A 23939-nucleotide genomic window follows, 5' to 3' on the forward strand; every position below is an offset into this window, starting at 1 on the left:
TTATAAAGTTCATTTTTAAGTAAAACTAGTCTACATTGACTTTTCAATATTCATAGATATTGTTTATGTACGAAGTTCAAATATACAAATAAAAGTATTATTCCTAAGCCTTTAATATCTATAAATATTGGCAGTTTTAATATATAAGCTAGCAATAGTACTAAAGCATAAGATATACAAAAAAATAGATTTAGGTTTTTTAAATTCTTATAATATAAATTTGGTTTTAATTTTAATTGATAAAATCCTATATATATCAAAGGAATACCAATAAATATTGAAATATAGAATACAAAAGATAAGATTTTTAAAATAATATTTAATTTAATTTCCTGCAGCGATATTATATAGCTTGTGTCTAAAAAACCTTCCCATAATATATTACTAAGTAAATTAAATAAAAATTTAATACTTATAATTTCTTCGGAAATATACTCTTTTGGAATATATATATTGAACTTTACTATATTCCATATTATAAAGACACTTAAAATAATAATAATTATATATAACATCTTATTAACTACCTTACGTATATTTCTTTTTAAAACATCCACTAAATAATCTTCTTTGCATTCTCTCAAAATAAAACTATATAAATCCCTTATCATATATATAGCGAATTTAATAGTAATTATTATAGAGATAGTACCTAGTAAAAACATTATGATTCTTGGCTTTTGTATACTCTGCATACTTTTAATATTATAGTCATATATGTTATAATCATCAGGATGTTTACCTATTAATTTCAAGGCATTTTCCATATCCTCAATATTTTTTTTCGTTGTATATGAATTGCTAGTCTTTATTTCCAAGTGAGATATTCTTGTACATTCGTCTATTTTTAAAAGAGACTCCAGCGGCATATATATTTCTAACATTTTTTCATGTGACTTAATGCCTACTATTTTAAATTTTTCTTCAAGTATATAAATTTCTTTTCCTAAAACATCTATGCTTCCAAAAGCTTTCCATGCTAGTTTTTCATCAATTACTACAATTTTTTCATTTAGCTCCTCATCTTTTTTATTAAAGAAGTAACCCTTATTAAACTTTACATTATTAAAATTAGTATAGTTATAGTTTGTCCCTATAAGTCTTACATTTGTAACATCTTCTATATCTACTTCATTATATGATGAAAATGTAATTTCACTATTTTTAAATATATCTTTTAGATTTTTTATGTCTTCAAGTGTAAACGGAGCTCCATCTTTATTAGTTTTTAAATCCTTAATATTTACTATAACTTTTTCCATACCATACTTTCCGTTAATCTCTTGTAGCTTCAAAACCAATGAATTTCCTAATACTGTACCTAATATTATCAGTAACAAACCCATATATATTAAAATCATTGAAAAACCAGCTTTTTTCACTCCACCTTTATCCTTTCCTTCTCTGATATTGGTCTATCACTATTTACTATAATCTCATCTTCAATGTCTATGATACCAACTACAGCTGTATTTGAATTGTCCGAATCTTCTATGTTTAATCTGATTTCTTGAGTATAATACTCCTTTCCAAATGGACCCTCTGTAGTTTTAACTATCAGCACAAATCTACCCTTATAGTCTTCACGTATAGCTTCATTTGGAACTAATAAATCATAATTTAAGGATTTCTTTTTTATATTTACTTCAGCTATCTCTCCTCCTACTAATTTTTCTGAATTTAAAGATATTATTATTTCTTTTTCGTCTCTTTTTTCTTCTTGAGTATTTGAATTATCTATAATATCTGTAATTTTTCCTTCTATATTTTCTCCTATAGACCTTATGACTACTTCTACTACATCTTCTTTATTTAAATAAGAAGCTTTTTTGATATCTAAAGGAATTCTTACTTGATATCCTTTAGATATATCTGATATTTTATATAAAGGCTTTGATGAATCTGTAAAAGTACCTTCTAAAAAATTAATCTCTTCTATTCTTCCGTCCATTTTAGCCATCATCTTACCTAAATTTTCTATGTCATCTTTGAGACTATTAATTTTGTTTTCTTGTAGCTTTAATTCAAGTTCTAACTCTTTTGTATTAAGTTTTCTTTCTTCTATTTCTCTTTCTTTATCTAGTAAAACTTTTTGATACTCTCTCTTTATATTATTCAAGTTTATTTCTGATTTTTTAATATTAGCTTCAGATTCTCCTCCAATTTTATAAAGCTCCTTATTTATTCTCAATTCGTCTTCAGCTTGTCTAATCTTATCTTCTAAGGATCTAAGATCTATATTATATTTTTCATCTATATTACTACTAAGCTTCTCAATACTAACTTTTTTTTTCTCAAATGTTATAAGTTCATCTTCTAGATTCCTTTGTAACTCTCTAGTGTCAACATTCATAAGTACCTGTCCACTATTAACTAAATCTCCGACCTTAACATTTACATCAGTAACCTTAAGAGATTTGTCCATATAAAACTCATAAGTTTCCTTTGCCTCTATTTTTCCCTCTCCACTAATAGCTATTTCTAGCTCACCACTGGTTGGATTAGTTACACTTACAGTAGGTATCATAAAGTTATAGATTGTTTTCGAAAAAAACGTAAGAAAAATCATTGTTATAATAAATCCTTTTATAGCTTTTTTTATAAAGACTCTATCTGTGTCTTCTCTAATATCTGCCATATATCTGTCCTCCTAGTTAGCCCTTATTCCCAGAATCTTTTATACCTTCAGTAAGATATTTTCCGCAATATAAAAACATAAGTAACATAGGTATCATGTAAAAAAAAGAAGCTGCAAATGCAACACCCTTTTCATTTTGATTTATTGCATATAAATAAGTAGATAGTGGTTGTTTATATTCTTCTTTTAAAAATACAATGGGCTGTTCTACCATATTCCAGTTATCTATAAACGTAAGTATTGCTAATGCTACTATAGCTGTCTTACAAAGAGGAGCTACTATTTTTATAAAGATTCCCAATGTACTTGCTCCATCTATTCTAGCAGCCTCTATATAAGACTTAGGTATTTTTTTCATATATTGCCTTAGTAAAAACACTCCATATGTATTAAATATACCTGGAAATATTATTGATAAGTAACTTCCAATTAAGTTTAGTTTATCTGCAATAATATAGTTAGGAACTAATGTTACATGAATAGGCATAAGCATCACAACTATATATACAAAAAACAGATGTTCCTTCCATTTTAATTTACTTATATGAAATGCATATGATGCCATCAAGGATACTACTACTTGTCCTAAAGTAATAGGTAAAACTATTAAAATGGAGTTCCAAAACATATTAAAATACATATTATTTTTTATAAACAATGAATAGTATTGTTCTATAGTTACTTCTTCAGGAATTAATTTCATAGTTATAAACTCTATTTTCTCACTTTCAATATCATAGCTATTATTAATTTCCCTTTCCGACATAAATGAATTTAACATAGTAAAAATCGTAGGAAAAGAAAATATGACTACTAGAAGAGTTACTATTATTAAAGCTATAATCTTTTTTATATTTAACACTAAATCACCTCTTAATCAAAACTATCAGAGCTTATTTTCTTTTCAACCTTAAATATAAAATATACTAGTATAGCGATAGCACATGTTATTATGTATGCTGATGTAGATAGTCTTTGATAATTAACCGAACTAAACATATTATTCATATAGTGCTGAATCATATATATGCTTTCATGAGGATATTCTCCAAATACTAAGTAAATTTCTCTAAAGGTTTTAAATGAATTGATAATAGAAATTATAAATATAAAAAAAGTCGTTGGTGTTAAATATACTATAGTTATATTAAAAAACTTCTGAATACTATTTGCTCCGTCTATGTTAGCAGCTTCATAGTAAACTTTAGGTATTTCACTTAATCCAGCTAAATATAATATAACGTTATATCCAATGTTCCTCCACATATAAATTAATACTATGATTATCCTAGACCATCCTGTATTTATCCAATCTATACCTTCTATATTAAAGACGTTTAATATATAGTTTAGCAACCCCTTTGAATCAAAAATAATTTGCCAAAAGAATGCTACAGATGCAACTGGAACTACCAAGGGACACATAAATATAGTTCTAAGCAAGTTTTTTAAAAAACTTATTTTGTTTAAAAGTATTGCTATCAATAGTGAAAATATTATATTTAAAGGAATGCTTATAGCTATAAATATAACTGTATTTAACATAGCTTTTAAAAATACAGTGTTAGTCAGCAGTTCTTTAAAACTATTTAACCCTATAAATTTGTTGTCTATAGGGTTAAAGGCTATATAATATATACTTGCTATAAAAGGCAATAGGTAGAATATTAAAAATCCTATTAAGCTTGGTATGAGAAATAAATTTACCTTGTCTTTAATACTGTTCATTTAAGTACATTAAGACCTTTTTTTGTATATTTTTAGCTACTTCTTCTGCTGACTTTTTTCCTGAAAAATACGTTTCTATTTCTTTAAAAACGATATCATTAATTACACGATTGCTATGAACATATTTATTAGCATTTAACATACGTTCTCTTTTGATTTCCGTTATTTCATCAAATGTATTAATAGCTTTATCCTTGTCTAATTCATCTTTTTCTATATCTTTTATGTACTCATTATGTTCTTTTTTAATTTTTTCTTCAAAAGCTATTTTATTTACCGGCAAAAGGTAATTATTTGGTGAAGATTGCATCTCACTAGAAATTAAAAATTTCATAAATTTCCATGCTATATCTTTATTTTTAGAATTATTATTCATCGCATAACTATGGCCTGGGCGAAAGTTTACTTTCCCATTTCCTGAAGGTTCTCTATAAATACGTTTATCATCATATTTAGCTAATAGTTCTTTTGAAGCAACTGATGTCTCATAATATATTTCATTTTCAAAATAAATATTAGCCTTTGGATACTTTGATTTCTCTGAAGGTGATAATATAACTTTATCGTCAGATATTTTCTTACTGTATTTAAGTAGATTTATAAACTCTTCTGAATCAAAGTTTACACTCTTTTTATTTTCATTTACAAAATCTTCATAAGTATCTCCAAATATTGCTGCAAAAACACGAGTACTAGAATATTCAACTACATAGTCATTTTCATTTTTGTTCTTACCTAAGTCATAAAAATCTTCCCATGTCCAATTCTTGTCATCTACTTTTATATCTTTTGCTCCCCTTAATAAGCCAAAGTCAATATCAGTTGGAAGTGTATATAGGCCTTCTCTGTATTCTATGCCTTTAAATATATTCATATAGTACTCATCCTTATTAAATTCCCTATCATTTTCTATTAATTTGTTTAAATCTACAAGTAATCCCTTGTTTATATACTCTTGATAAGGAAGTCTCCAGGAATCACAAAGTATTATATCAGGACCACCTCCAGCCATAAGCTCAGTGTTTATACTACGTGTAAATTTATCTTTGGACTCATCGTATGCTTTTTTATCAAGATCCTTACGATTTTTTGGCAAATGTTCTTTTATATTAATTTTTATACCTGGATTATTTTTTTCAAATTCACGTGCTACTGCTTCTAAGTAGTTATCTGATGCAAATCCTTCTATATTTATAACTTTGTTTTCTCCTCTCTTAGAACTAGTATCTTTAAAATTACTGCACGCCGTAAAAGTAAATAATATTAAAGAATTTAATATTAGTATAAAAACCTTATTTAAATCTTTCATTTTTATCTCTCCTCCAAATAAAAAAGATGATATTTTTAGGTGTTAAGCTAATAACCCTTAATTCACCTAAAAGATACCATCTTTTTATATACACTTCAACTATATTTGCAAAAGTGTAGCCTTTATATGCAAAAGTGTTAGTCAATACTTTTATTTTTAAGTAAAACAGATAATTTAAAAAATTTATTAGCACAACTTATATCTAAATCTCCATCATATTTATTTACTATATTTCTTATAGTAGATAAACCATATCCGTGATAAGTTTTATCTATCTTTGTCGTTTCTAAAAAGTTTACATCTATATTCTCATATACGGGATTTATTATAACAATAGAAATATACTCTTGTACTGTTGATAATTTAACTATTATAGTTCTATTACTATTAGTCTCTGATATTTTTTCAGTCGCCTCAATTGCATTATCAATAGCATTTGATAGTAATATAGAAATATCAATATGATCTATGACGATTTCTTTTGATATAGCTAACTTATAATCTAATTTACTGTTAATTTCTTTAATTCTTTTACATTTTGAGTTTAAAATAGAGTCTAGGGACGCTATTCCTGTATCAAAATAGTTTTTTATACTCTTCACTTCCCCTGTTAACTCTAATATATAATTTTTAGCACTTTCTAAATCATTTTTTTCTAAGTATCCATGTATAGCTAATAAATTTGCGTTTATATCATGCTTTATTCTTCTAATTTCATTTTGTGAGCTATACAGTTCTTTATAATATTCCTTTTGAATTTTAAGTTGATTTTCAATAAATAATATCTTCTGCTTCTCTACCTCTACTTTTATTTTACGTTCAATAATATAAAATAAAAGTATTGCTCCAAAGGCTGCTAGTGTACATAAAGTTATAGAAATAGCACTAAACTCTAGTATTTCTATTATAGGAAGCCTATATTTAACTATATTTGGCATTCCAAAGTCGTTTTTATACTGCTTTATAACCATTTTAATAAATATATAGATTTTATAAGAACCTAATATGGCAGAAGCTATACTTCCTAATATTCCATACACAATAGCTTCTTTCAATATAATATTTTTTATTTTATTAAATTTCATATTTGTATTTATTAATAATTTAGTTCTTATTGTATTAAATATATTTAACCCAGCTATAAATAATAATATACTTATGATTATTCCATACCTTTTTTTATTTTCTTTACTTAAACTTTTAGACTTTTGAATATGTTCAATTTTGCTTTTTATAGTTGAAAAAGGTTTGTTTTTTATTATTTTATTTAGTTTTTTATATACATAATCTTCCTTTCCCTTTTCCACTCTGATGTTAACGGTTCTATATTCATTTCTTCCAGTCATATCTATGAGCTTACTTTTTGGGATTATAATCTCGGGCATTGTTCCTATTCCATTGTCTCCTTTTATCGACCACTCTTTTTTCAATAACGCTCCTACTCTTACTTTATAATCTGTATAAGTTAGTTTACCCTCTTTTACTATAGGCATTTTTACAGTGATTATATCCCCTACTTTTAAATTTTTTCTAACTTTTTTGATTTTATAGTTATTTAATCCATCATAGTAATAGTTATATGCTATAACACTAGGATATTTATCTAATGTTTCATCTAATATAGATTTGCTATCAATATACTTTTCTAACTTCTTTAGTTTACCATCATCATAACCTTTTATCTGAATGTGTGTTTCAATATTTTCACTTCCATTTGATACTCCTATATCTTTTATATATTCATCTTCTATATCTCTGATATTTGACTTTAAAAAACCATATATTTTTATAACAGAGTCAACTTCACTAACACCATCTATATTAGATATATTTTTTATATCCTCATCGGTATACCCTGTAAAATTAGTATCTATATTAAAATAATAGTCATAATCCAGTATAAAGTCATTATCTTCCATTGATAGCAGTCTAGGTGATATATCATCAAGAATACTATCATTTATACTAGAGATATGCTCTATATAAACCATCCCACCTATACTTATAGATAAAACCGTTATAATAGATATTATCTTATTTTTTATACTATTTTTATAATTTATTTTTCTATTTATATTAAATATTTTATCTAATTTTCTAAGTACTTTACTTTTTAGTAGTAATAGTTGTACTACACTTGATACTATAGTCATTAACGTCCCAACTTTAATAGACCTTGTTATAGTTTTTAAACTTATATAGATATCTCCTTTAACATCAAGCAGTATACTTGTTGATACATATCCGAACATTTCTACTCCATAATGTGCAAAAGTAGCTCCTAATATAGTTCCTAAAATTATTCCTAGCGTCATTATCATTAGACTTTGAATAAGTATTATAACATCTACATCTTTATTTGATAGTTTTAAAGTTTCTTTATCTTGTATAATATTATTTATTAGACTATTAAATATAATAGATAATAACAAAGTAACTGTAATAATAACTAAAGTTTTTATATAGACGTAATTCTCACCATTCTGTGCAGCATAATAATCATCTAATGCTCCTATTAGATGATTATCACCGTTATAATTTGATCTTTCTATGTTATATCTTTCTCTTATTTGATCTAATTTTTCTTTATGATTTATATTTGTTTTAAGCTTTACATAAGTTTCATATTTTATTAAATTATCCGGTATTATTTTGGTTTCTCCTTCTTCAAAAAACGTAAAACCTTTAAATATATGATATTCTTTGTAGTAGTCACTTGGCTTGTCTATTATGCCTACTAGTTTAAACTCCTTATCTTCTACAAATATTTGATTTATGTTATTTTCGTCTTTATATTCCTTTTTAATTTTAAAGTTAATTATTTGATTTAACTCTTCCTTTAGCCCCATTTTCTTCAGGGTTTGTGATTCTAATATTAATTCTCCATGTTTTTTAGGTATGTGTCCTTTTTTAAGGATATATTCATTCATATTTATATAATATTTATCTACAGAGTTTAAGCTTAAACTAACTCCATTATCATATATAGCCTGTCCCAAGTTTGCAATTTCTACTGATTTATCTATATCTTTATCTAGTTTAATTTCTTTTACTTTTTCTTTATCTAGATTAATATAAGCCCCATGAAAAGAACCATATATCTTGTACACATTCTCTAACTGACCTCTACTTTGACTTTCTCCTATTACATCAAGTCCGAATACTATTGCCACTGCTAAAGAAATTCCCAATATAGAAATAATTACTCTATCTTTTTCACTTTTAAAATAATTTAAAGCTAAGTATATGTATTTTTTCATTTTTATCTCCTAATATTTATATACTATGACCCTCTAAGTATCTGTTAAATTCTTTTATAGTATCAGCTCTTTTTCTTACGCTTATTGGAACTTCACTTCCATTAGTTAATATAATGTCTGACTTACTTATCTCCTTTATATATGCCATATTAACAAGAAACCCCTGATGACAAGTAACAAAATTATATGATTTTAAAATTTTCTCCTGATCCTTTAACTTACCTACTGATTCATAAATATTGTCTTCTGTAAAAACTTTTATATGTCTTCTATAACCTTCAATATATAAAATATCTTTTATTTCTAAATTAATTATTGATTCATTATTTTTAACTGAATATTTGAAATAATTTACTCTATGTTGTTTAATCGCTTTATTAAGTACTTCATTAAACTCTTCTAGTGTAAATGGCTTTACAAGATAGTTAAAAGCATTTAAAGAAAAAACATTAAAAACATATTGAGTATAACTAGATATAAATATTATTATTACATTTTTGTCTAATTTTCTGATTTCTTCTGCTGTGTCTAATCCATTTATATTTATAAGTTCAACGTCTAAGAGTAAAATATCATATTTATGTTCTGCATTATAAGAATTTAATAAATCTTCTCCACAACAAAATTCAAACATCTCTATCTCAGGATATTCTTCAATATATGTATTTAAATGGTTTTTTATTTTATCTCTAAAAATCTTATCATCATCGCATAGTGCTACTTTCATACTATTCCTCCTCATATAAATATCTAGTAGAGCTCTTAGCTAAAAAAACCACTTCTCATAATAGAAGTGGTTTTTTTATCCAGTTTAGTCTCATATCTCAGCTCTTACTTCATATTTAAAAACCTTTACCCAGTAAATCCACCCCATCATATACTAACTTATTGATTTTATTTGACCAAATAATATTTTATCATGAGTTGGTAGTATTTTCTATGCCATATATGAAAGTGCTACTCTCGATTTTCTTATTAAGCAAAATATGTTGATATTCTATATTTATATTTTTTCATTCTACTTTAGTCTCTTTTGGGATTACTTATGATACGATTGTACATATCTCTTACAGCTAAATTTTTTATTAATAAACTATTTAAAGCTACTGATACTTTTACATAAAAGTATCAATAGCTTTAACACAATAATTATATATTATTAATTAATTTACTATTTATTCTATTTCTGTTCTAAGAACAAAGTTTTACTTCTTCTTTATTGTTGACTAGATATAAATTATTTCTACTCCTGCAAAATTAATATCACCAACTAATGTTAGAGTACTCGTTGTTGTTTTATCATTCTTGTTTTTTTCACTAATAGCGCCTAAAAATACATTAGTTTTATCATTTACATTCCAAGTTTTTGGTATATATAGTTCTATTCCTGAAAAAGAAGCATTAATACTAACTATAGCATTATCATTAAGCATAATTGCATTATCAAAATACACCTTCATGGCTCCAAAAGAACAATTAAAATCTGCTTGTTCAAAACTATCTGTATTTATATATTTTATACTAGCGCCAAATGAATTTTTAAATATAACATGACTTTCGTCCTCTATATCAATTTTTTCAAATTTATAATCTTCAGTATTATTCTCAATCTTAGTCCATTTATTAGGTTTATGAAAGATCATAGAGAAACCAATACTACCAAGTAGGGCTGCAATTAATACAGTCCAAGGTGTAATATTTGTAATCCCTAATTGTTTGTCATATATTATACAAATAAATGCAATAGGAAATAAAATACCTGCAAAATTAATACGAAGAATACTTTTTACAATAACTACTACTAAAAAAACTGTTAGCAATAAGCTAAACACATTTACATCTGGAAAGTATCCAAGCTTACTTATAACTAAGAAAATTCCTCCTAGTATAAGTAAAATTCCAAAGAAAATCCTCTCTTTTTTCATATCATTTCCTCTTTTCTAATAATTTAATTTTTAATGGCTTATAATAATACCTTGAAACATATACCTGTTTATGAGTATTCTGAAACTCAACCTTACTTGAGGATGATAATTTTCGTGTTATGGAGTAAATATGATTTGTATTTAGAATTGTTGATTTTGAAACTCTCATAAAATATCCTGGCAAAACTTCTTCAAGTTCATAAAGTTTATATTTTACACTATATATATTATCAATGGTATGTGCACAAATCCCATTGCTTTCAGTTTCGAAAAATAAAATCTTCTCCAGTGAAATATAATACTCAGTATCGTCTCTGTAAAATGTGATATGTTTCTTGTGTGATAACATATCACTAAGTATAGTCTGAATATTTTTAACATCTTCACTTAGTTCGTTGCACCTAATAATAACTTCACTTTCTTTAATTTTACTATCTATTTCAATTCTTATTTTCATATTTTCACTCTCCACATCTTTTATTATATTAACTATTTTTCCTTTGTAAATATAACAACAGTAAGTGGTCAGTTATTGATTGTAAGTGGTATGCCTTTTATACATACATGTATTAAACTATATATAATAAAGATTTCATCAGTACTAAATATGTCTTTTTAATACTTTTCCATTGATTTCATCTAGTCTATTTTAAGCCTTCTTGAATATTCTACTCACTATATTTATAATCTAAAGGTTTTCCCCAATGTTCAATTTTATTGTAGTACGGTATATTAGAAATAAAGTAAACTATTATATTAGAACTATCTAGTAGTGGATATTTATAAAAAAATTCTTTATCTCCATATCTAATAGCCTCAAGTGCTAGAGGTAGCTCTCTTCTAAATATCATGTCTCTTATGGGAATGGTTTCTATATTTCCTTCTCCGTCTATACATAAATATATATTTAGAAAATATCTATCATTTACTTTAGTCCACTGTCCAAATACTTCATCCCGCATTGAAGTTATTTTATCATATGCATAGTAATAATCTATGGTAAGAAAAAGCTCTCCTGTTATATCTGAGTGAGTTAATGTGTAATACCTATCCAAAACAGGTTTAGTATACGTAATGCAATTTCTAAACTCTACAGATAGTTTACTTGGATCTAATCTATTCATATAATTCACCTCTCATCTACTTAAATATAAAATACACTTAATCTCATAGTATATACTATGAGATTAAGTGTATTTTATATCAATATGATCCTGTAAAATATTTGTTACGAATATTGTCGGACTAATATAAGATAGATGACCTAACAGTAATTAATATTAACTCAGAGAAAAAATCCTTTTTTATACTAAATATTATTAATTCTACCGCCAGTAACATTTCAATTCATGACTTCTGACAATATACTTGCTATTCTTGATATAGTTTCCGCGACAGAACAAATTTCCCTACACCATTTAGCTTATATATTATGTCAAGGCAAGAATGCCTTTTATTACATAACTATTATTATATTTTAAAATGCTAAAAAATATCTCTTTAATTTCATTATGAAATGAATAGTTTTAATGGTGTTGCTACTAAATATATTAGTAATTATATGTATTGGTTCAAACGGTTTTAACTGCTTGAAAATGATAAAGAATCAGTAAAAGTAAAAATTTTTATGGCTCAATGTAATATAGCACATAATTATATAAAACATCAGATATTAAAGAAAGGGAATCAATATTTGTATAAAAATATACATTATCTTCAAATTAGTGTTATAATTAAGATATAGATTACCTATAATTAATTACACAATTGGAAATATACATAGTAATGTATATATTTTTATGAAAGGAGCATGTTATGATTGGTTTGCTTAACCTTGGAAGTCTTATACTTGGTCTAGTAGCTTGGATACTTCCTGCTATTAACATTGTTCATGATAATAGAAATTGGTTTACTCTTTCTACTATTAGTATGAGTGCTTGTGCTATTTCACTATGTTTTCAGATTTTTTATAACAATCATCTGGTTAAGATTGAGGATTGGTCTGCTCTTATGGACACAACAGGGGCCTTAGTATTTGTTGCATCAGTTCTTCTTATTGTTACCATTATCTTAAATGCAATTACTCTGATTATATATCGTGATAAATTAGCTAAGTAAAATATCAATTTTTAACTTGTAGGGTTGGAATACAGGACGTTCACATCTTTCTTAAAAGGTGAATTAAGGGAAGTCAAATGACTTCCCTTAAAAATATATATATTTTAAACACTGTTCTAAAACATAGCTTATCTTTAAAACTTCTAATAGCTTTTATATATACCTTTTTCTCTTTTATTTTGTGTATTTCCATATATATACGACTTCTCTACTATATTTTTATATCCTTTTTTTAGAATAATATTTTTAATATAGTCAACATGAGGACATCTATCAGAGTGATGATTATCAGTTACTATACACGATGACAAGTGGATAAAAACATTACCTTTATTTAGGTCATTAAACATTTTAGACTTTTTAGCAAATTGCTCTAGTTTTGCTGCTAAACTTTTTCCACAACATCCACCACAAGTAAAAGAAATATATCTTATATCTTCTTCATATTTCTCAAACATTCCCTCTCTCTTATAGAAAGCATCAGTACAGGCAATACCACTACATCTCCTATGTGTAAGATCACATTGAATAATAACAACATATTTTATATCCATATTAATTCCTCCCTTTAATTATTAATATCTACTCTATAACCTACTTTACTTTGAATCCCTTTTGAAAATAGTGTATCATAGTATTGTATATATCGTTATATACAGTTATTGCTCAGCTAATAGGTACAGTTTGGAGGTATGTTATGAACGAGATAATACTTAATCTAGAGAGAAATTCTAATGAACCACTATACATACAGCTTTATAAATATCTTCGTGAAGAAATAAAAGCTAATAGAATAAAAGAGGGTACTAAACTACCTTCTATTCGATACCTAGCAGATTATCTGAATGTCAGCAAAATTACAGTGGATAATGCATACCAACAATTATTGGTTGAAGGATATATAGAAAGTAGACAAAGAAGTGGAATGTATGTTCAACACATTGAAGAGATACCATTTGCACCACTAGAAGTTAATAAGATAAATATTTGTCCAACCACATCTTTTAATCGTATCAAATATGACTTTCATTATGGAACTATTGATACCGAGAGTTTTGACTTTAATATATGGCGAAAGCTAACTTCTCAAGTTTTAAAATCATCTCAGGGAGAATTCCTTCAGTGTGGAGATGCTCAAGGAGAATTGAATTTTAGAGAGGAAATAGCAAACTATCTTAGATTATCAAGAGGTGTATTATGTACATCTAGCCAGATAATAGTTACATCAGGTACTCAGAACTCCTTACAGTTATTGTGTGAGTTAATAGACCATGATAATAAATCAATAGCCGTTGAAGACCCTGGATGGAGTAATGCAAAGTTTGTCTTTCAGCAAAACAACTTTATAATAAATCCTATTCCCCTAGATAAAGATGGTATGTGTTTAAAAACATTGGGAGAAAGTTCCTCAAAATTTGTTTATGTTACTCCTTCCCATCAATTTCCATCCGGAATAGTTATGCCCATTACAAGAAGGCAAAATCTCTTAAGATGGGCTAAAAATAGTAAAGCATTCATCATTGAAGATGACTACGATAGTGAGTTTCGTTATACCGGTAGACCTATTCCCTCATTACAATGTCTTGATGATGATGAGCGTGTTATTTACCTTGGTACATTTTCAAAGTCGCTTGCACCCTCTTTACGCATAAGTTATATGGTTCTACCTAATAAATTACTAGATAAATATAAACGGAATATGTCTATGTACGAACAACCAACCTCAAGATTAAATCAAAAGACTCTTCAATTATTTATGTCTAATGGTTACTGGGAACGACATATTCAAAAGATGCGTAAAGTCTACCGCAAAAAGTACAATACATTAATGAAATCGATAGAAGATTACTTAAATAATAAAGTCAGATTAATTGGTGGAAATGCTGGGATACATATACTTCTAGAAATAAGAAATGGTATGTCTGAAGATATGATTATTCAAAAGACAGAAATGGCAGGTGTGAGAATATACCCAACTTCAAAATACTGGGTTACCCATAGCAATTTAGATTTTCCTATTTTCCTAATAGGTTTTGGAGGGTTAAGTGAAAATCAAATAAGAGAAGGAATAGAATTACTTGGAGAAGTATTAAATAATAATGAATAACGAGAGAATACTAATATTGTCTTTAGTATAACAGCAAGGATACTAGTAATTGTTCATTAACTTTTCATCTTAATGTTAGTATAAAAGTGTTGATAATTCATTTTTCAAAGTAAGAAAATATAAATTTCAAACTACTCCTTTATTTATAATATGGTTCTCCGCATTAGTATTGAGTGAGGCTTTTCTAAAAATCTTATTTGATCGTATAGCAATATCTAAATTTAATATATTTATCTCAAGATTTCTTACCATAAAATAAGAAGGAGTACCCTTTATAAATAATCCTTCTTCCTTTGTGGAGAAGAACCGCTATTTCTTTTGTATACTTTTTACTCAATTCCTGTAATTGATTAATTTCATATATCTTTTTCATTATAAATATCTGCCTTCTAAATATAAAAACTCTTACCTATACTTTAGTATAAGTAAGAGCTTTGCTTTTCTAAGCAATAATGTATGTAAGTTTATCTTTTGTATTCAATAGTTAACCTTACCTACTATATAAATTGGAATCTATTATTCTAAGTTCTTTGTTTTCATACTTGATGCAACATTTTTATTGAATGCTTTTCCCCAAATTTCTAGCCTCCACTAAACTTGACTTTCCTTTAATTTCTCCTTCTCCATTTTCGTTTATTTGAGAGTTGCTTTTTTATTATAATACTACCATTTATCATAATGGATTCTTTCAGCTTTAAAGCTGTCTATAAATACATTTTCTTGTTTATCTGGATAACCAATCGCAATTAATGCAAAGGGGGTAATGTTTGATTGAAGTCCATACATTTCCCTGATATAATTTATAGCAGAATCAACAGAAGAAACACTCATCCACACTGCTCCAAGCTCCAAATATACAGCTTCTAATAAAATGTTTTGCGCTGCTGCACTCATATCCGATTTCCAATCTGGCTCGAATCTAAAATAATTACTATTGGCTACCAATATTATAGTTAGCGCTGAACTATCAATTGGTTTTGCATCTGGCATAGACTTAGATAGTTTTTGTAAAGATTCTCTATCTTCAATTACTATAAATTCCCACGGCTGTTGATTCAATGCAGAGGGAGCCTGCATCGCCGCTCTCAACAATTTGTCTACTTTTTCTTTCTCTACTGTTAAACTCTTGAATTTTCTAATACTCCTACGATTAAATATTTCTCGCACGCTAATACCTCCTATTTTTGATTTTCATAAATATCACTATCTAAATTAAACATGGTATTTAGCTTTTGATATATGCTATTATAGTACCATATCATTTTCAATCAGTGAAATTGATTATTTCTATTATTATAATCAATAAATTAGATAAGAGGTGTTGATCTTATGGATATACGATTAATTACATCATTTGTAACAGTAGCCACATTACACAACTTTACAAAAGCCGCAGAACAACTTGGGTATGCTCAATCATCCGTTACATATCAAATTCAACTTTTGGAGAAAGAACTGGGAATAAAGTTATTTGATAGATTAGGTAAGAAAGTCCGCCTTACACCAGAAGGCGAACAATTTCTGAAAGATGCAAGAATGCTTCTTTTTTCATGGGAAAAGGCGAAAGGCTCATTATCTTTGATAAAATCTCCGCACGGGGTTTTGACGATTGGTGCTAATGAATCCGTCTGTTCTGTCAAACTACCCAAACTATTAGCAGAATATCGCAAACGGTACCCAGATGTTGAATTTCATATAAAAATCGGATCTACTGACGAACTAGAGCTATGGATTAAAGAAAATGAAATCGATGTAGCAGTGCTATTAGACATGCCTTGGCATGTCCCTGAACTAACAGTAAAAGTACAGCAAGAGGCAGAGCTAGGACTTTTAGTATCGCCTACTCATCCTTTGAATTGCATGGAAAACATACTTCCTCAAGATGTTTCAAATTATCCACTGCTTTTAGTATCTCACAGCAGTTGTTGGAAAAACATTTTCAAAGTTGTTATGGAAGAAGTGCATGAACCATTTAAAATTATGCTGGAAACAGCAAGTATTTCCGACCTTAAACAATTTGCTATATTAGGTTTTGGTATAGCGATTATACCTTTATATTCCGTAAATACAGAAGTAGCCTCTAAACAACTATCTGTTCTTCCCTGGTCGGGAAAAGAGCTGAAATTATTAGTTCAAGTAGTACATCATAGAGATAAATGGATTTCTCCTTCGTTAGATGCATTTTTAGAAATATGCGCAAACGTTGAATGGTGATGTATAATATAATTGCCTTCCTCGATATGTGCATCGGCATTTTTGCTGGAAAGAAGTACAACAGTCTCCAAATGCATAGTTTGTTGACATTCGAGACTGTGATGTATTTTAAAATGTTTTAACGCTACTTAATGTCAAGGTCAATTTTGTATATATTCGAGATTGTAGGCCTTAATGTGATTTACAAAACTTATTTATGCTTTAAATTAAAGTGTGAGGTGGTGGAAGAATGGCGGAAATCTATTCTATTTCCACCATTATGATAGAAATTATGGCATATATGCAGTTTTAATGGGTTTATTATATCATATGTCCTCTACAATCGAATACAAAATAGAGTTTTTATAAACTAAAATAATAACATACGTATTTGAGCATAGAAAAAAGGCTAGACTATAGAGTTAATCTATAGTCTAGCCTTTACTTTTAATTTAAATATCTATCTAATGATTTATCTATTTCTTTTTCACTTTGCTTTTCTTGTATATCATATTCCTTTTTAGCGATTTCTGAAGTCTTCAGAAGTATACCTAAGTTTAATATAAAATTAACTGATGCAATCATCCCAATACAAATAATCACACCATATAATATTCTTTTCACCACATAGCTTACCCCTGTTTTTAATTTATCATAAATAAACTATAGTACCCCGTAAAAGGTTATTCTTCAAAAGGTTTACAACACCTCTTTTTAAGCTGAAAAGTCTTAAAAACTAACCATATATTTATATTAAAAACTATTTTAAAACTCACTATAACTTAATTTTTGAGCCTGTGCTATACTTCTAATGTTTCCTTTAACTCTGATACACATTTCTCTATTAAATAGTCTAGTTCTTTTTCAGATAAAAATATTTTCAATATAGGAGCTTTTCTATAAAACTCTTTAATAACATACTATCCCTTTATCTTGTCTTGTCTACTTTTATAATCTAACTCTGACTTTTCAACTAACCTTATTAATATTCTTTTAACTGATTTCTTTTTGTATCTACAAATAAATACATCAATGGCGGGTATTGTTTAATAAAAAATAAAAAGAGAATATTTATGAAGAAAAGGAAGTATGTCATTTTTATTTTTATTTTAATACCTATAGTTTTACTTCTTTTTTATTATAAAAAATTTCAATATGATGAGAATTTTGTAAAGACATTGCCTAATATACAAGTGTCCAATGATTCGAATGAAATAAAAACTTTTATTAATTACTATAGCCTTAATTCTAAGATAGGTGAGAAGAAGATATTGATATCTGATGAAGATATTCAGAATGTAGCTCCTAATGAAAAGTTTAATATTAAGTTTGCTGATACTCCTCATGAGTATAATCTTTCAATTATTTTAGATGAAGGTGAAGCTAATGTGACTACTAGTGATGATTCTTTTAACACTCCGAAAAATAAAGGTAAGCATGAGTATATATTAACGACTAGATGGTATGATAAAGGAACAATTTCATATAAATTCACAGTGAATGTAGTTGAATAATTACTAGAAAAGATAAGATTAAATTTTTAATAAATAATCATTAAGATATTAAACCTAACATTTATAATATTAATCATCAGCAATATACAGTTATTGGGAAATAAAAAACCCTACAAAGGACATATTTAATAGTTAAATGCACTTAGATTTAGCTTGTATGCTCACCTTCTTGGAATTTTATACAAACAGTAAACTTCTCAGGAACTTGATACCAATTTAGACAAAAAATTCACTACACTTATGATAAACTAAAATTGAATAAAAATAAATTGTTTCGAAAGGAGATTTACTTATATGAAAAGAATTATTAACTTAACACTTGTATTTGTTTTACTAATTTCTATGTCAGTACCGTCTTTTGCTACATCTACAGAAACTTTAGAACTAGATATTGAGAGTATTACTGGCGAGGTTTTTGATCCTCAACAAATGAGTAAAAATGAAAAAAAGGCTTATTATGAATCTATTGACAAGCAAGTTGAATTAATGGAGGAAAAACATGGACAAGACTTCGATTCTAAATCTTTTAGAGAAGAATTAATATTTGTACTAGAAACAGAGGATTCATTTCAACAACTAGTTAATGAAAATCCTGGTGCAATTACCGCAAGAGCTGGTACTTGGATTCCAGATGTAAAAGTTAAAAATGACATTGCAGCATCGGCTTTCAATGTAGCCATTGACGTAGCTCTTGCAGCTGCTGGTGTAGGTACTGTAGCAGCATTAGTTAAAAAAGTAGGTTTAAAAGAAGCTAGAAAAATTTTCACAAGAACTTTAGCATCAAAGTTAAAGGCTTGGGGACTTTCTGCTCTTGCAGGATCTATTCCACTAGCTATTGATTTTATCTTAGATTATCTTAATCCTGGAGATAGGATTGCAAAGTTCTTTGATAGTAAAGATAGTTATCCGAATAATGGATATATCGATATTATTCTATAAATAAAAATAAGAATTCTCCCACATTTAAAAGATGGGAGAATTCTTGCTTTTATTCACATTAACATATATAGGAAAGGTAGGCTTTAATATGTACGATCCATTTTTTAAAGAAGGTATATTCTCATATTTTCTATTTTACATTTTAACTACTATATTTATATACGTTTTTCTTAGAAAGATAGATTTATTTAAAAGCAAATATGCTTATAAGTTAAGTACTTTATTTAAATTTTTATTTTAATTTTAGTATCATTATTTAACATTATTATACTGATGGTATTAGATATTGCAAATGCCCCATGGATAATTGGTGTTGCATATAATGCTTTTAGTGCCACACTAACTATTTATCTTACAATTGCACTTTTTTTTAAAAAAGAAGAGTAAATTTATGAGATATATAGATGTTTGATTTACACTGAATATTCTTACTTATAAAACAGGTCATTCCTAACGACCTGTTTTATAAAGTTATTATAGATATTGATACTATCACGTTTAAAGTAACTGTATATAAAAAAAGATGTTAGATCATAGAATTAGCTATAATCTAACATCTTTTTTATTTTTAAACTCTCTATAAACAAGTTGCGTAAAAATAATAAAAGTTATAGAGAATCCTAAAGTGTCAATTGCTGTACTGTATTTATGATAATGATAAGTTAATGCTTGTTGCATAGATACAAACCATAAAGCCAAAGGCATTAATAACAGTGACATATTTAATGATATATACTTTGTAGTTTTTAAATATATACTATAACATATAAAAAATATAATTATTAAAAGAGACATTATTCTAGCTTCATTAGTAGATATTTTAACTGGTATATCACTTGAAATTATCATCGAAAGTCCCCATAATATAAATGAGAAGCTATTAATTAATAAACAAATAATTATATCCAAAGCTTTATTCATCTCTTCTCAACCTCCTGCCTGGATAATAATCTCACTTTCTATTTAATTTATGTTGCATATATATCAAGATGATACTACTGAAACATGTATTAATTGGGTTTATTATACCATATATTTTCCAATGGTTGCACATAATCTATACAAATATAACAATTTAAGATTATAGAGTAAATGTTTATATAAAAAACAGGGTAGACTATAGAAATCAATCTATAACCTACTCTTGTATTTAAACCTTCCATTTTCAGTTTTAAAATGTTTTAAAAACTAACTATATATTTTTTTATATCAAAAACTATTTTAAAACTCACTGTAGCTTAAAGTTTAAACCTGTGCTATTCTTCTAGTATTTCTTAATTCTTTTTCTACTCCAGCATTCCATTTATCATTCTGTATTATCCTTCAAAACTAAAAAGATGGAATAGAACACAGAATTTAATCTGCAATCTATCCCATTAGACATATATTCTAAGAAAATACTACTATAGCTCGATATCCTTTAGTTTTTAGTTCATTACTAAACTATCTGCATTTACTCTTACACTAAATGCACCTACTTGAACTTTGTATAGTGTACCTGAAGAACCACCATTATACGATATACAAAAGTTGCTTAAAATACCCTTAGTCACTGCTAACGCTAATTCATTTTGTCTATTTCTTAGTATATCAGCATCCTGAGTGTTGCTAATGAATACTAACTCTACTAAAGCTGCTGGCATTTTTGTTAATCTTAATACTGAAAAGTTTGCTGTTTTAGTTCCTCTATTTGCTGTATATACTTTACTTGCAATTATGCTATCTTGTATATTTTTTGATAACTTAGCTTCTGTTGTACTACCTGGATAACTGTCTATGAGAACATATAACAAACTTCTTTCTAAACAAAAAGAGAGTGTAAAATTATATACACTCTCCATAAATTTAATTATGATATGATCCAGTACTTCTCACTCAAAAAACCTGATTTACTTATGGTACGGTTCACCCATGATTATTCTAAATAGAATCTAATATAAAACCCTATGACTTATATCTATTTGCTAGAATTTTATAAAATATTGTAAATCTTCACGACTTCAATAATCACCTTCGTCATCATTTAATCTTCTTAATGCTAGTTCATTTGTACAAAAATAAATAAAACCAGTTGAAAAATCCCTTAGACTCAACTGGCTAACAATCATATTTTTTAATTCTGAATTAATTTATATCTTTATAAAACTAATTAAAAGTTTCTTATCAAAATTTAAAGACTAGAGAGTATATTAGTACTCATAAATTCAGCATCTATAAGATCATTTAGTTTGTTATCATCTTCTATAAAACTTCTGGTCTCTTTCTGACTCTTTTATATTTTACTTAAACATTACTCTTTTGTCATCTAAGCGCTTTGTAATTTTATTTTCATCAAAGTATTCAAGTATAATTATTGATAGTTTTCTATTTGTCTTTAATAAATCTCTGAATTCTCCAGCTTTTACACTACCTTTTTCTTTTAAATATTCAATTAAAGTATCCTTGCATTCATTTATAGTATCTTTATGAAGTATGGTATCTTCTTTCATCTTTATTAGTATTCCACTGTCCAACATTAACTTATATACATCATCTAAATCTTTTTTATTATAATTAAGTTTACTTATTATCTCATCTTTTTTTGGTACATCAAGCTTTCCATCTATATATATTTTTTCTATATCTTTTTCTATGCTTTTTTGTACATCTGTTAATTTTACTTCAAAGTCTTTTAAGGCAATGTTTTCATTTATAATTTTTACATTACCAACCTCACTCATTTTATTTATTATTACGTCTCCAAGTTTTGGTTTTATATCTTTAAAGTATTTGCTTCTAATTTCTTCTTTTAACATTCCTGGTTTTAAAGTGTTATTTTTATGAAATTCACCTAAATCTTTTTCTATTTTTGAAGATACCTCATTAAAATAACTTACATGCATAGTATGAATATCTTTTAGCAGCTCAAAAGCATATATTCGTCCTTCCTGTGAAAGCTTTTCAACTTCTTCTCTAACCTTTTCTTCTGACATAACTGTTAAAAGAGATATATCTTTTATACTTGGAGCTTTTTTGCTCTTATCTAAAATTATCTTTTCTACTACTTCTTTAGTATCTCCCTTCTCTTTTAACTTTAGTTCATCTATAGTCTCTTCACTAAACCTTTTTCTCTTAGGAGGATTTGCGTCTATAACTTCACCACCACCTATAGTTGTCATTGGTGAGTAAAATCTTATTATAAATTTATCCTTTGGTTTTGCTACAGTAGATTCCTCTAATCTTAGCTGAGCATAGCATTCTTCACCTGGTGTAATCTTCTCCTTATCTAATAGAATGACTCTACATAATATCTCACTTGAACCTATGTAAAGTCTCAGTCTAGTTCTGTTTTCTATGATTCTTTTAGAGTCTTTTAAAAGTCTTAACTTTACGTCTATCATCATAGTTGGTTCCATAGAGTTAGGCTTTGAAATGATGTCTCCTCTTTTTATATCTGATTTTTTAATACCAGATATATTTATAGCTACTCTCTGCCCTCCAAATGCATTTTCACTATCCTTTCCATGAACCTGTATATTTCTTATTCTTCCTATAACATCTCCTGGAAAAGCTCTTATTTCATCTCCTGTAGTTAATTTTCCTGCTATCAGTGTCCCTGTAACTACAGTTCCGAATCCCGATATTGTAAATACTCTATCAACTGGCAACCTCGCAGTTTCTAGTTCATTTTTTTCGTCTATTGATTCAGTTAGCTTGTCTAAAGTATCAACTAATTTATCTATTCCTTGTTTTTTTATAGAGTCAACAAGAATAATTTCACTATCTTCTAAAAAGGTATCTTTTATATTTTCCTTTATGTCTTCTTTTATTAACTTTAGCCAGTCATCATCCACTAGCGATGCTTTAGTAATAACTACTAGTCCTTTTTTTATTCCTAGTAAATTTAATATGTGCAAGTGTTCTTTAGTTTGAGGCATTACCCCTTCATCTGCAGCTACTACTAGCATAACTACATCTATACCTGTAGCACCTGCTAACATGTTTCGAATAAATTTTTCATGCCCTGGAACATCTATAATTCCTGCCCTTTTTCCACTTGGTAGGTCAAAATAAGTAAATCCAAGTTCTATTGATATACCTCGCTCTTTTTCTTCTTTTAATCTATCTGTTTGTCTTCCTGTTAACGCTCTTATAAGGGTAGTTTTTCCGTGATCTATATGACCAGCAGTCCCTATGATAACATTCTTCATATTATCCATCCACTCCAT

At 27.3% G+C, this 23939-nt stretch carries 21 protein-coding genes and 1 pseudogene; 6 read left to right on the plus strand and 16 right to left on the minus strand.

Annotated elements, in window-relative coordinates; all coding sequences use genetic code 11:
• Positions 1-50 precede the first annotated feature (50 nt).
• The 10 genes from CURI_RS09755 to CURI_RS09805 form a co-directional block, all read right to left on the minus strand.
• Complete coding sequence (locus CURI_RS09755; RefSeq protein ID WP_041701754.1) at positions 51-1382, minus strand: ABC transporter permease; 1332 nt, start codon at positions 1380-1382, stop codon at positions 51-53.
• The gene (locus CURI_RS09760; RefSeq protein ID WP_014968091.1) at positions 1379-2638 is read right to left on the minus strand and encodes an efflux RND transporter periplasmic adaptor subunit; all 1260 of its coding nucleotides are present in this window, start codon (positions 2636-2638) and stop codon (positions 1379-1381) included. The genes CURI_RS09755 and CURI_RS09760 overlap by 4 nt, the downstream gene beginning before the upstream one ends.
• Positions 2639-2654: 16 nt before the next feature.
• A complete protein-coding gene (locus CURI_RS09765; protein WP_014968092.1) occupies positions 2655-3500 on the minus strand; it encodes a carbohydrate ABC transporter permease in 846 nt (281 codons plus the stop codon).
• Between the two features lie 11 nt (positions 3501-3511).
• Positions 3512-4366: a carbohydrate ABC transporter permease gene (locus tag CURI_RS09770; RefSeq protein WP_014968093.1), complete on the minus strand. Its 855-nt coding sequence runs from the start codon at positions 4364-4366 to the stop codon at positions 3512-3514.
• On the minus strand, positions 4353-5675 hold the full coding sequence (locus tag CURI_RS09775) for an ABC transporter substrate-binding protein (RefSeq protein WP_014968094.1): 1323 nt from the start codon (positions 5673-5675) through the stop codon (positions 4353-4355). Before CURI_RS09775 ends, CURI_RS09770 begins: the two co-directional genes overlap by 14 nt.
• Before the next feature lie 137 nt (positions 5676-5812).
• Positions 5813-8935 carry an ATP-binding protein gene (locus tag CURI_RS09785; protein WP_014968095.1) on the minus strand — a complete coding sequence of 1041 codons (3123 nt, stop codon included), beginning with the start codon at positions 8933-8935 and terminating at the stop codon, positions 5813-5815.
• Positions 8936-8951: 16 nt separating this feature from the next.
• Positions 8952-9662 carry a LytR/AlgR family response regulator transcription factor gene (locus CURI_RS09790; RefSeq protein ID WP_014968096.1) on the minus strand — a complete coding sequence of 237 codons (711 nt, stop codon included), beginning with the start codon at positions 9660-9662 and terminating at the stop codon, positions 8952-8954.
• 499 nt (positions 9663-10161) lie between these two features.
• Positions 10162-10860: a LiaF transmembrane domain-containing protein gene (locus CURI_RS09795; protein WP_014968097.1), complete on the minus strand. Its 699-nt coding sequence runs from the start codon at positions 10858-10860 to the stop codon at positions 10162-10164.
• A 1-nt stretch (position 10861) separates the two neighbouring features.
• On the minus strand, positions 10862-11317 hold the full coding sequence (locus CURI_RS09800; RefSeq protein ID WP_014968098.1) for a LytTR family DNA-binding domain-containing protein: 456 nt from the start codon (positions 11315-11317) through the stop codon (positions 10862-10864).
• A gap of 211 nt (positions 11318-11528) precedes the next feature.
• Entirely contained in the window at positions 11529-11984 is a 456-nt protein-coding gene (locus CURI_RS09805; protein ID WP_041701757.1) for a staygreen family protein, read from the minus strand.
• A gap of 392 nt (positions 11985-12376) precedes the next feature.
• Here CURI_RS09805 and CURI_RS16170 point away from each other — a divergent pair.
• Positions 12377-12561 (plus strand): annotated as a pseudogene (locus CURI_RS16170) (IS1595 family transposase); the annotation flags it as partial.
• Between the two features lie 114 nt (positions 12562-12675).
• A complete protein-coding gene (locus CURI_RS09810) occupies positions 12676-12978 on the plus strand; it encodes a hypothetical protein (protein WP_014968100.1) in 303 nt (100 codons plus the stop codon).
• Positions 12979-13121: 143 nt separating this feature from the next.
• On the opposite strand, the gene CURI_RS09815 is transcribed toward CURI_RS09810, so the two are convergent.
• Positions 13122-13532: a CGGC domain-containing protein gene (locus CURI_RS09815; RefSeq protein WP_014968101.1), complete on the minus strand. Its 411-nt coding sequence runs from the start codon at positions 13530-13532 to the stop codon at positions 13122-13124.
• Between the two features lie 143 nt (positions 13533-13675).
• Here CURI_RS09815 and pdxR point away from each other — a divergent pair, with 143 nt between their 5' ends.
• Entirely contained in the window at positions 13676-15085 is a 1410-nt protein-coding gene (pdxR, locus tag CURI_RS09820; RefSeq protein WP_041701758.1) for a MocR-like pyridoxine biosynthesis transcription factor PdxR, read from the plus strand.
• Between the two features lie 663 nt (positions 15086-15748).
• Here the strand turns inward: pdxR and CURI_RS09825 are convergent.
• A complete protein-coding gene (locus CURI_RS09825) occupies positions 15749-16252 on the minus strand; it encodes a nitroreductase family protein (protein WP_014968103.1) in 504 nt (167 codons plus the stop codon).
• Positions 16253-16414: 162 nt separating this feature from the next.
• On the opposite strand from CURI_RS09825, the gene CURI_RS09830 reads away from it, so the two are divergent.
• Positions 16415-17299: a LysR family transcriptional regulator gene (locus CURI_RS09830; RefSeq protein ID WP_014968104.1), complete on the plus strand. Its 885-nt coding sequence runs from the start codon at positions 16415-16417 to the stop codon at positions 17297-17299.
• 426 nt (positions 17300-17725) lie between these two features.
• Here CURI_RS09830 and CURI_RS15890 read toward each other — a convergent pair whose 3' ends face one another.
• Positions 17726-17902 carry a hypothetical protein gene (locus CURI_RS15890; protein WP_187287397.1) on the minus strand — a complete coding sequence of 59 codons (177 nt, stop codon included), beginning with the start codon at positions 17900-17902 and terminating at the stop codon, positions 17726-17728.
• A gap of 449 nt (positions 17903-18351) precedes the next feature.
• Between CURI_RS15890 and CURI_RS09840 the strand changes: the two genes are divergently transcribed.
• The gene (locus CURI_RS09840; RefSeq protein WP_014968105.1) at positions 18352-18792 is read left to right on the plus strand and encodes a hypothetical protein; all 441 of its coding nucleotides are present in this window, start codon (positions 18352-18354) and stop codon (positions 18790-18792) included.
• Positions 18793-19086: 294 nt separating this feature from the next.
• Positions 19087-19731, plus strand: a complete 645-nt coding sequence (locus CURI_RS15065) for a hypothetical protein (protein WP_014968106.1) — start codon at positions 19087-19089, stop codon at positions 19729-19731.
• A gap of 543 nt (positions 19732-20274) precedes the next feature.
• Here CURI_RS15065 and CURI_RS09855 read toward each other — a convergent pair.
• From CURI_RS09855 to selB, 3 genes are all read right to left on the minus strand, one after another.
• A complete protein-coding gene (locus CURI_RS09855; RefSeq protein ID WP_014968107.1) occupies positions 20275-20652 on the minus strand; it encodes a hypothetical protein in 378 nt (125 codons plus the stop codon).
• Between the two features lie 506 nt (positions 20653-21158).
• Positions 21159-21524, minus strand: a complete 366-nt coding sequence (locus CURI_RS15070; RefSeq protein ID WP_014968108.1) for an N-acetylmuramoyl-L-alanine amidase family protein — start codon at positions 21522-21524, stop codon at positions 21159-21161.
• Between the two features lie 486 nt (positions 21525-22010).
• Complete coding sequence (gene selB / locus CURI_RS09865) at positions 22011-23921, minus strand: selenocysteine-specific translation elongation factor (protein ID WP_041702088.1); 1911 nt, start codon at positions 23919-23921, stop codon at positions 22011-22013.
• Between the last annotated feature and the right edge of the window lie 18 nt (positions 23922-23939).

This window comes from Gottschalkia acidurici 9a (assembly GCF_000299355.1).
Lineage (GTDB): Bacteria > Bacillota > Clostridia > Tissierellales > Gottschalkiaceae > Gottschalkia > Gottschalkia acidurici.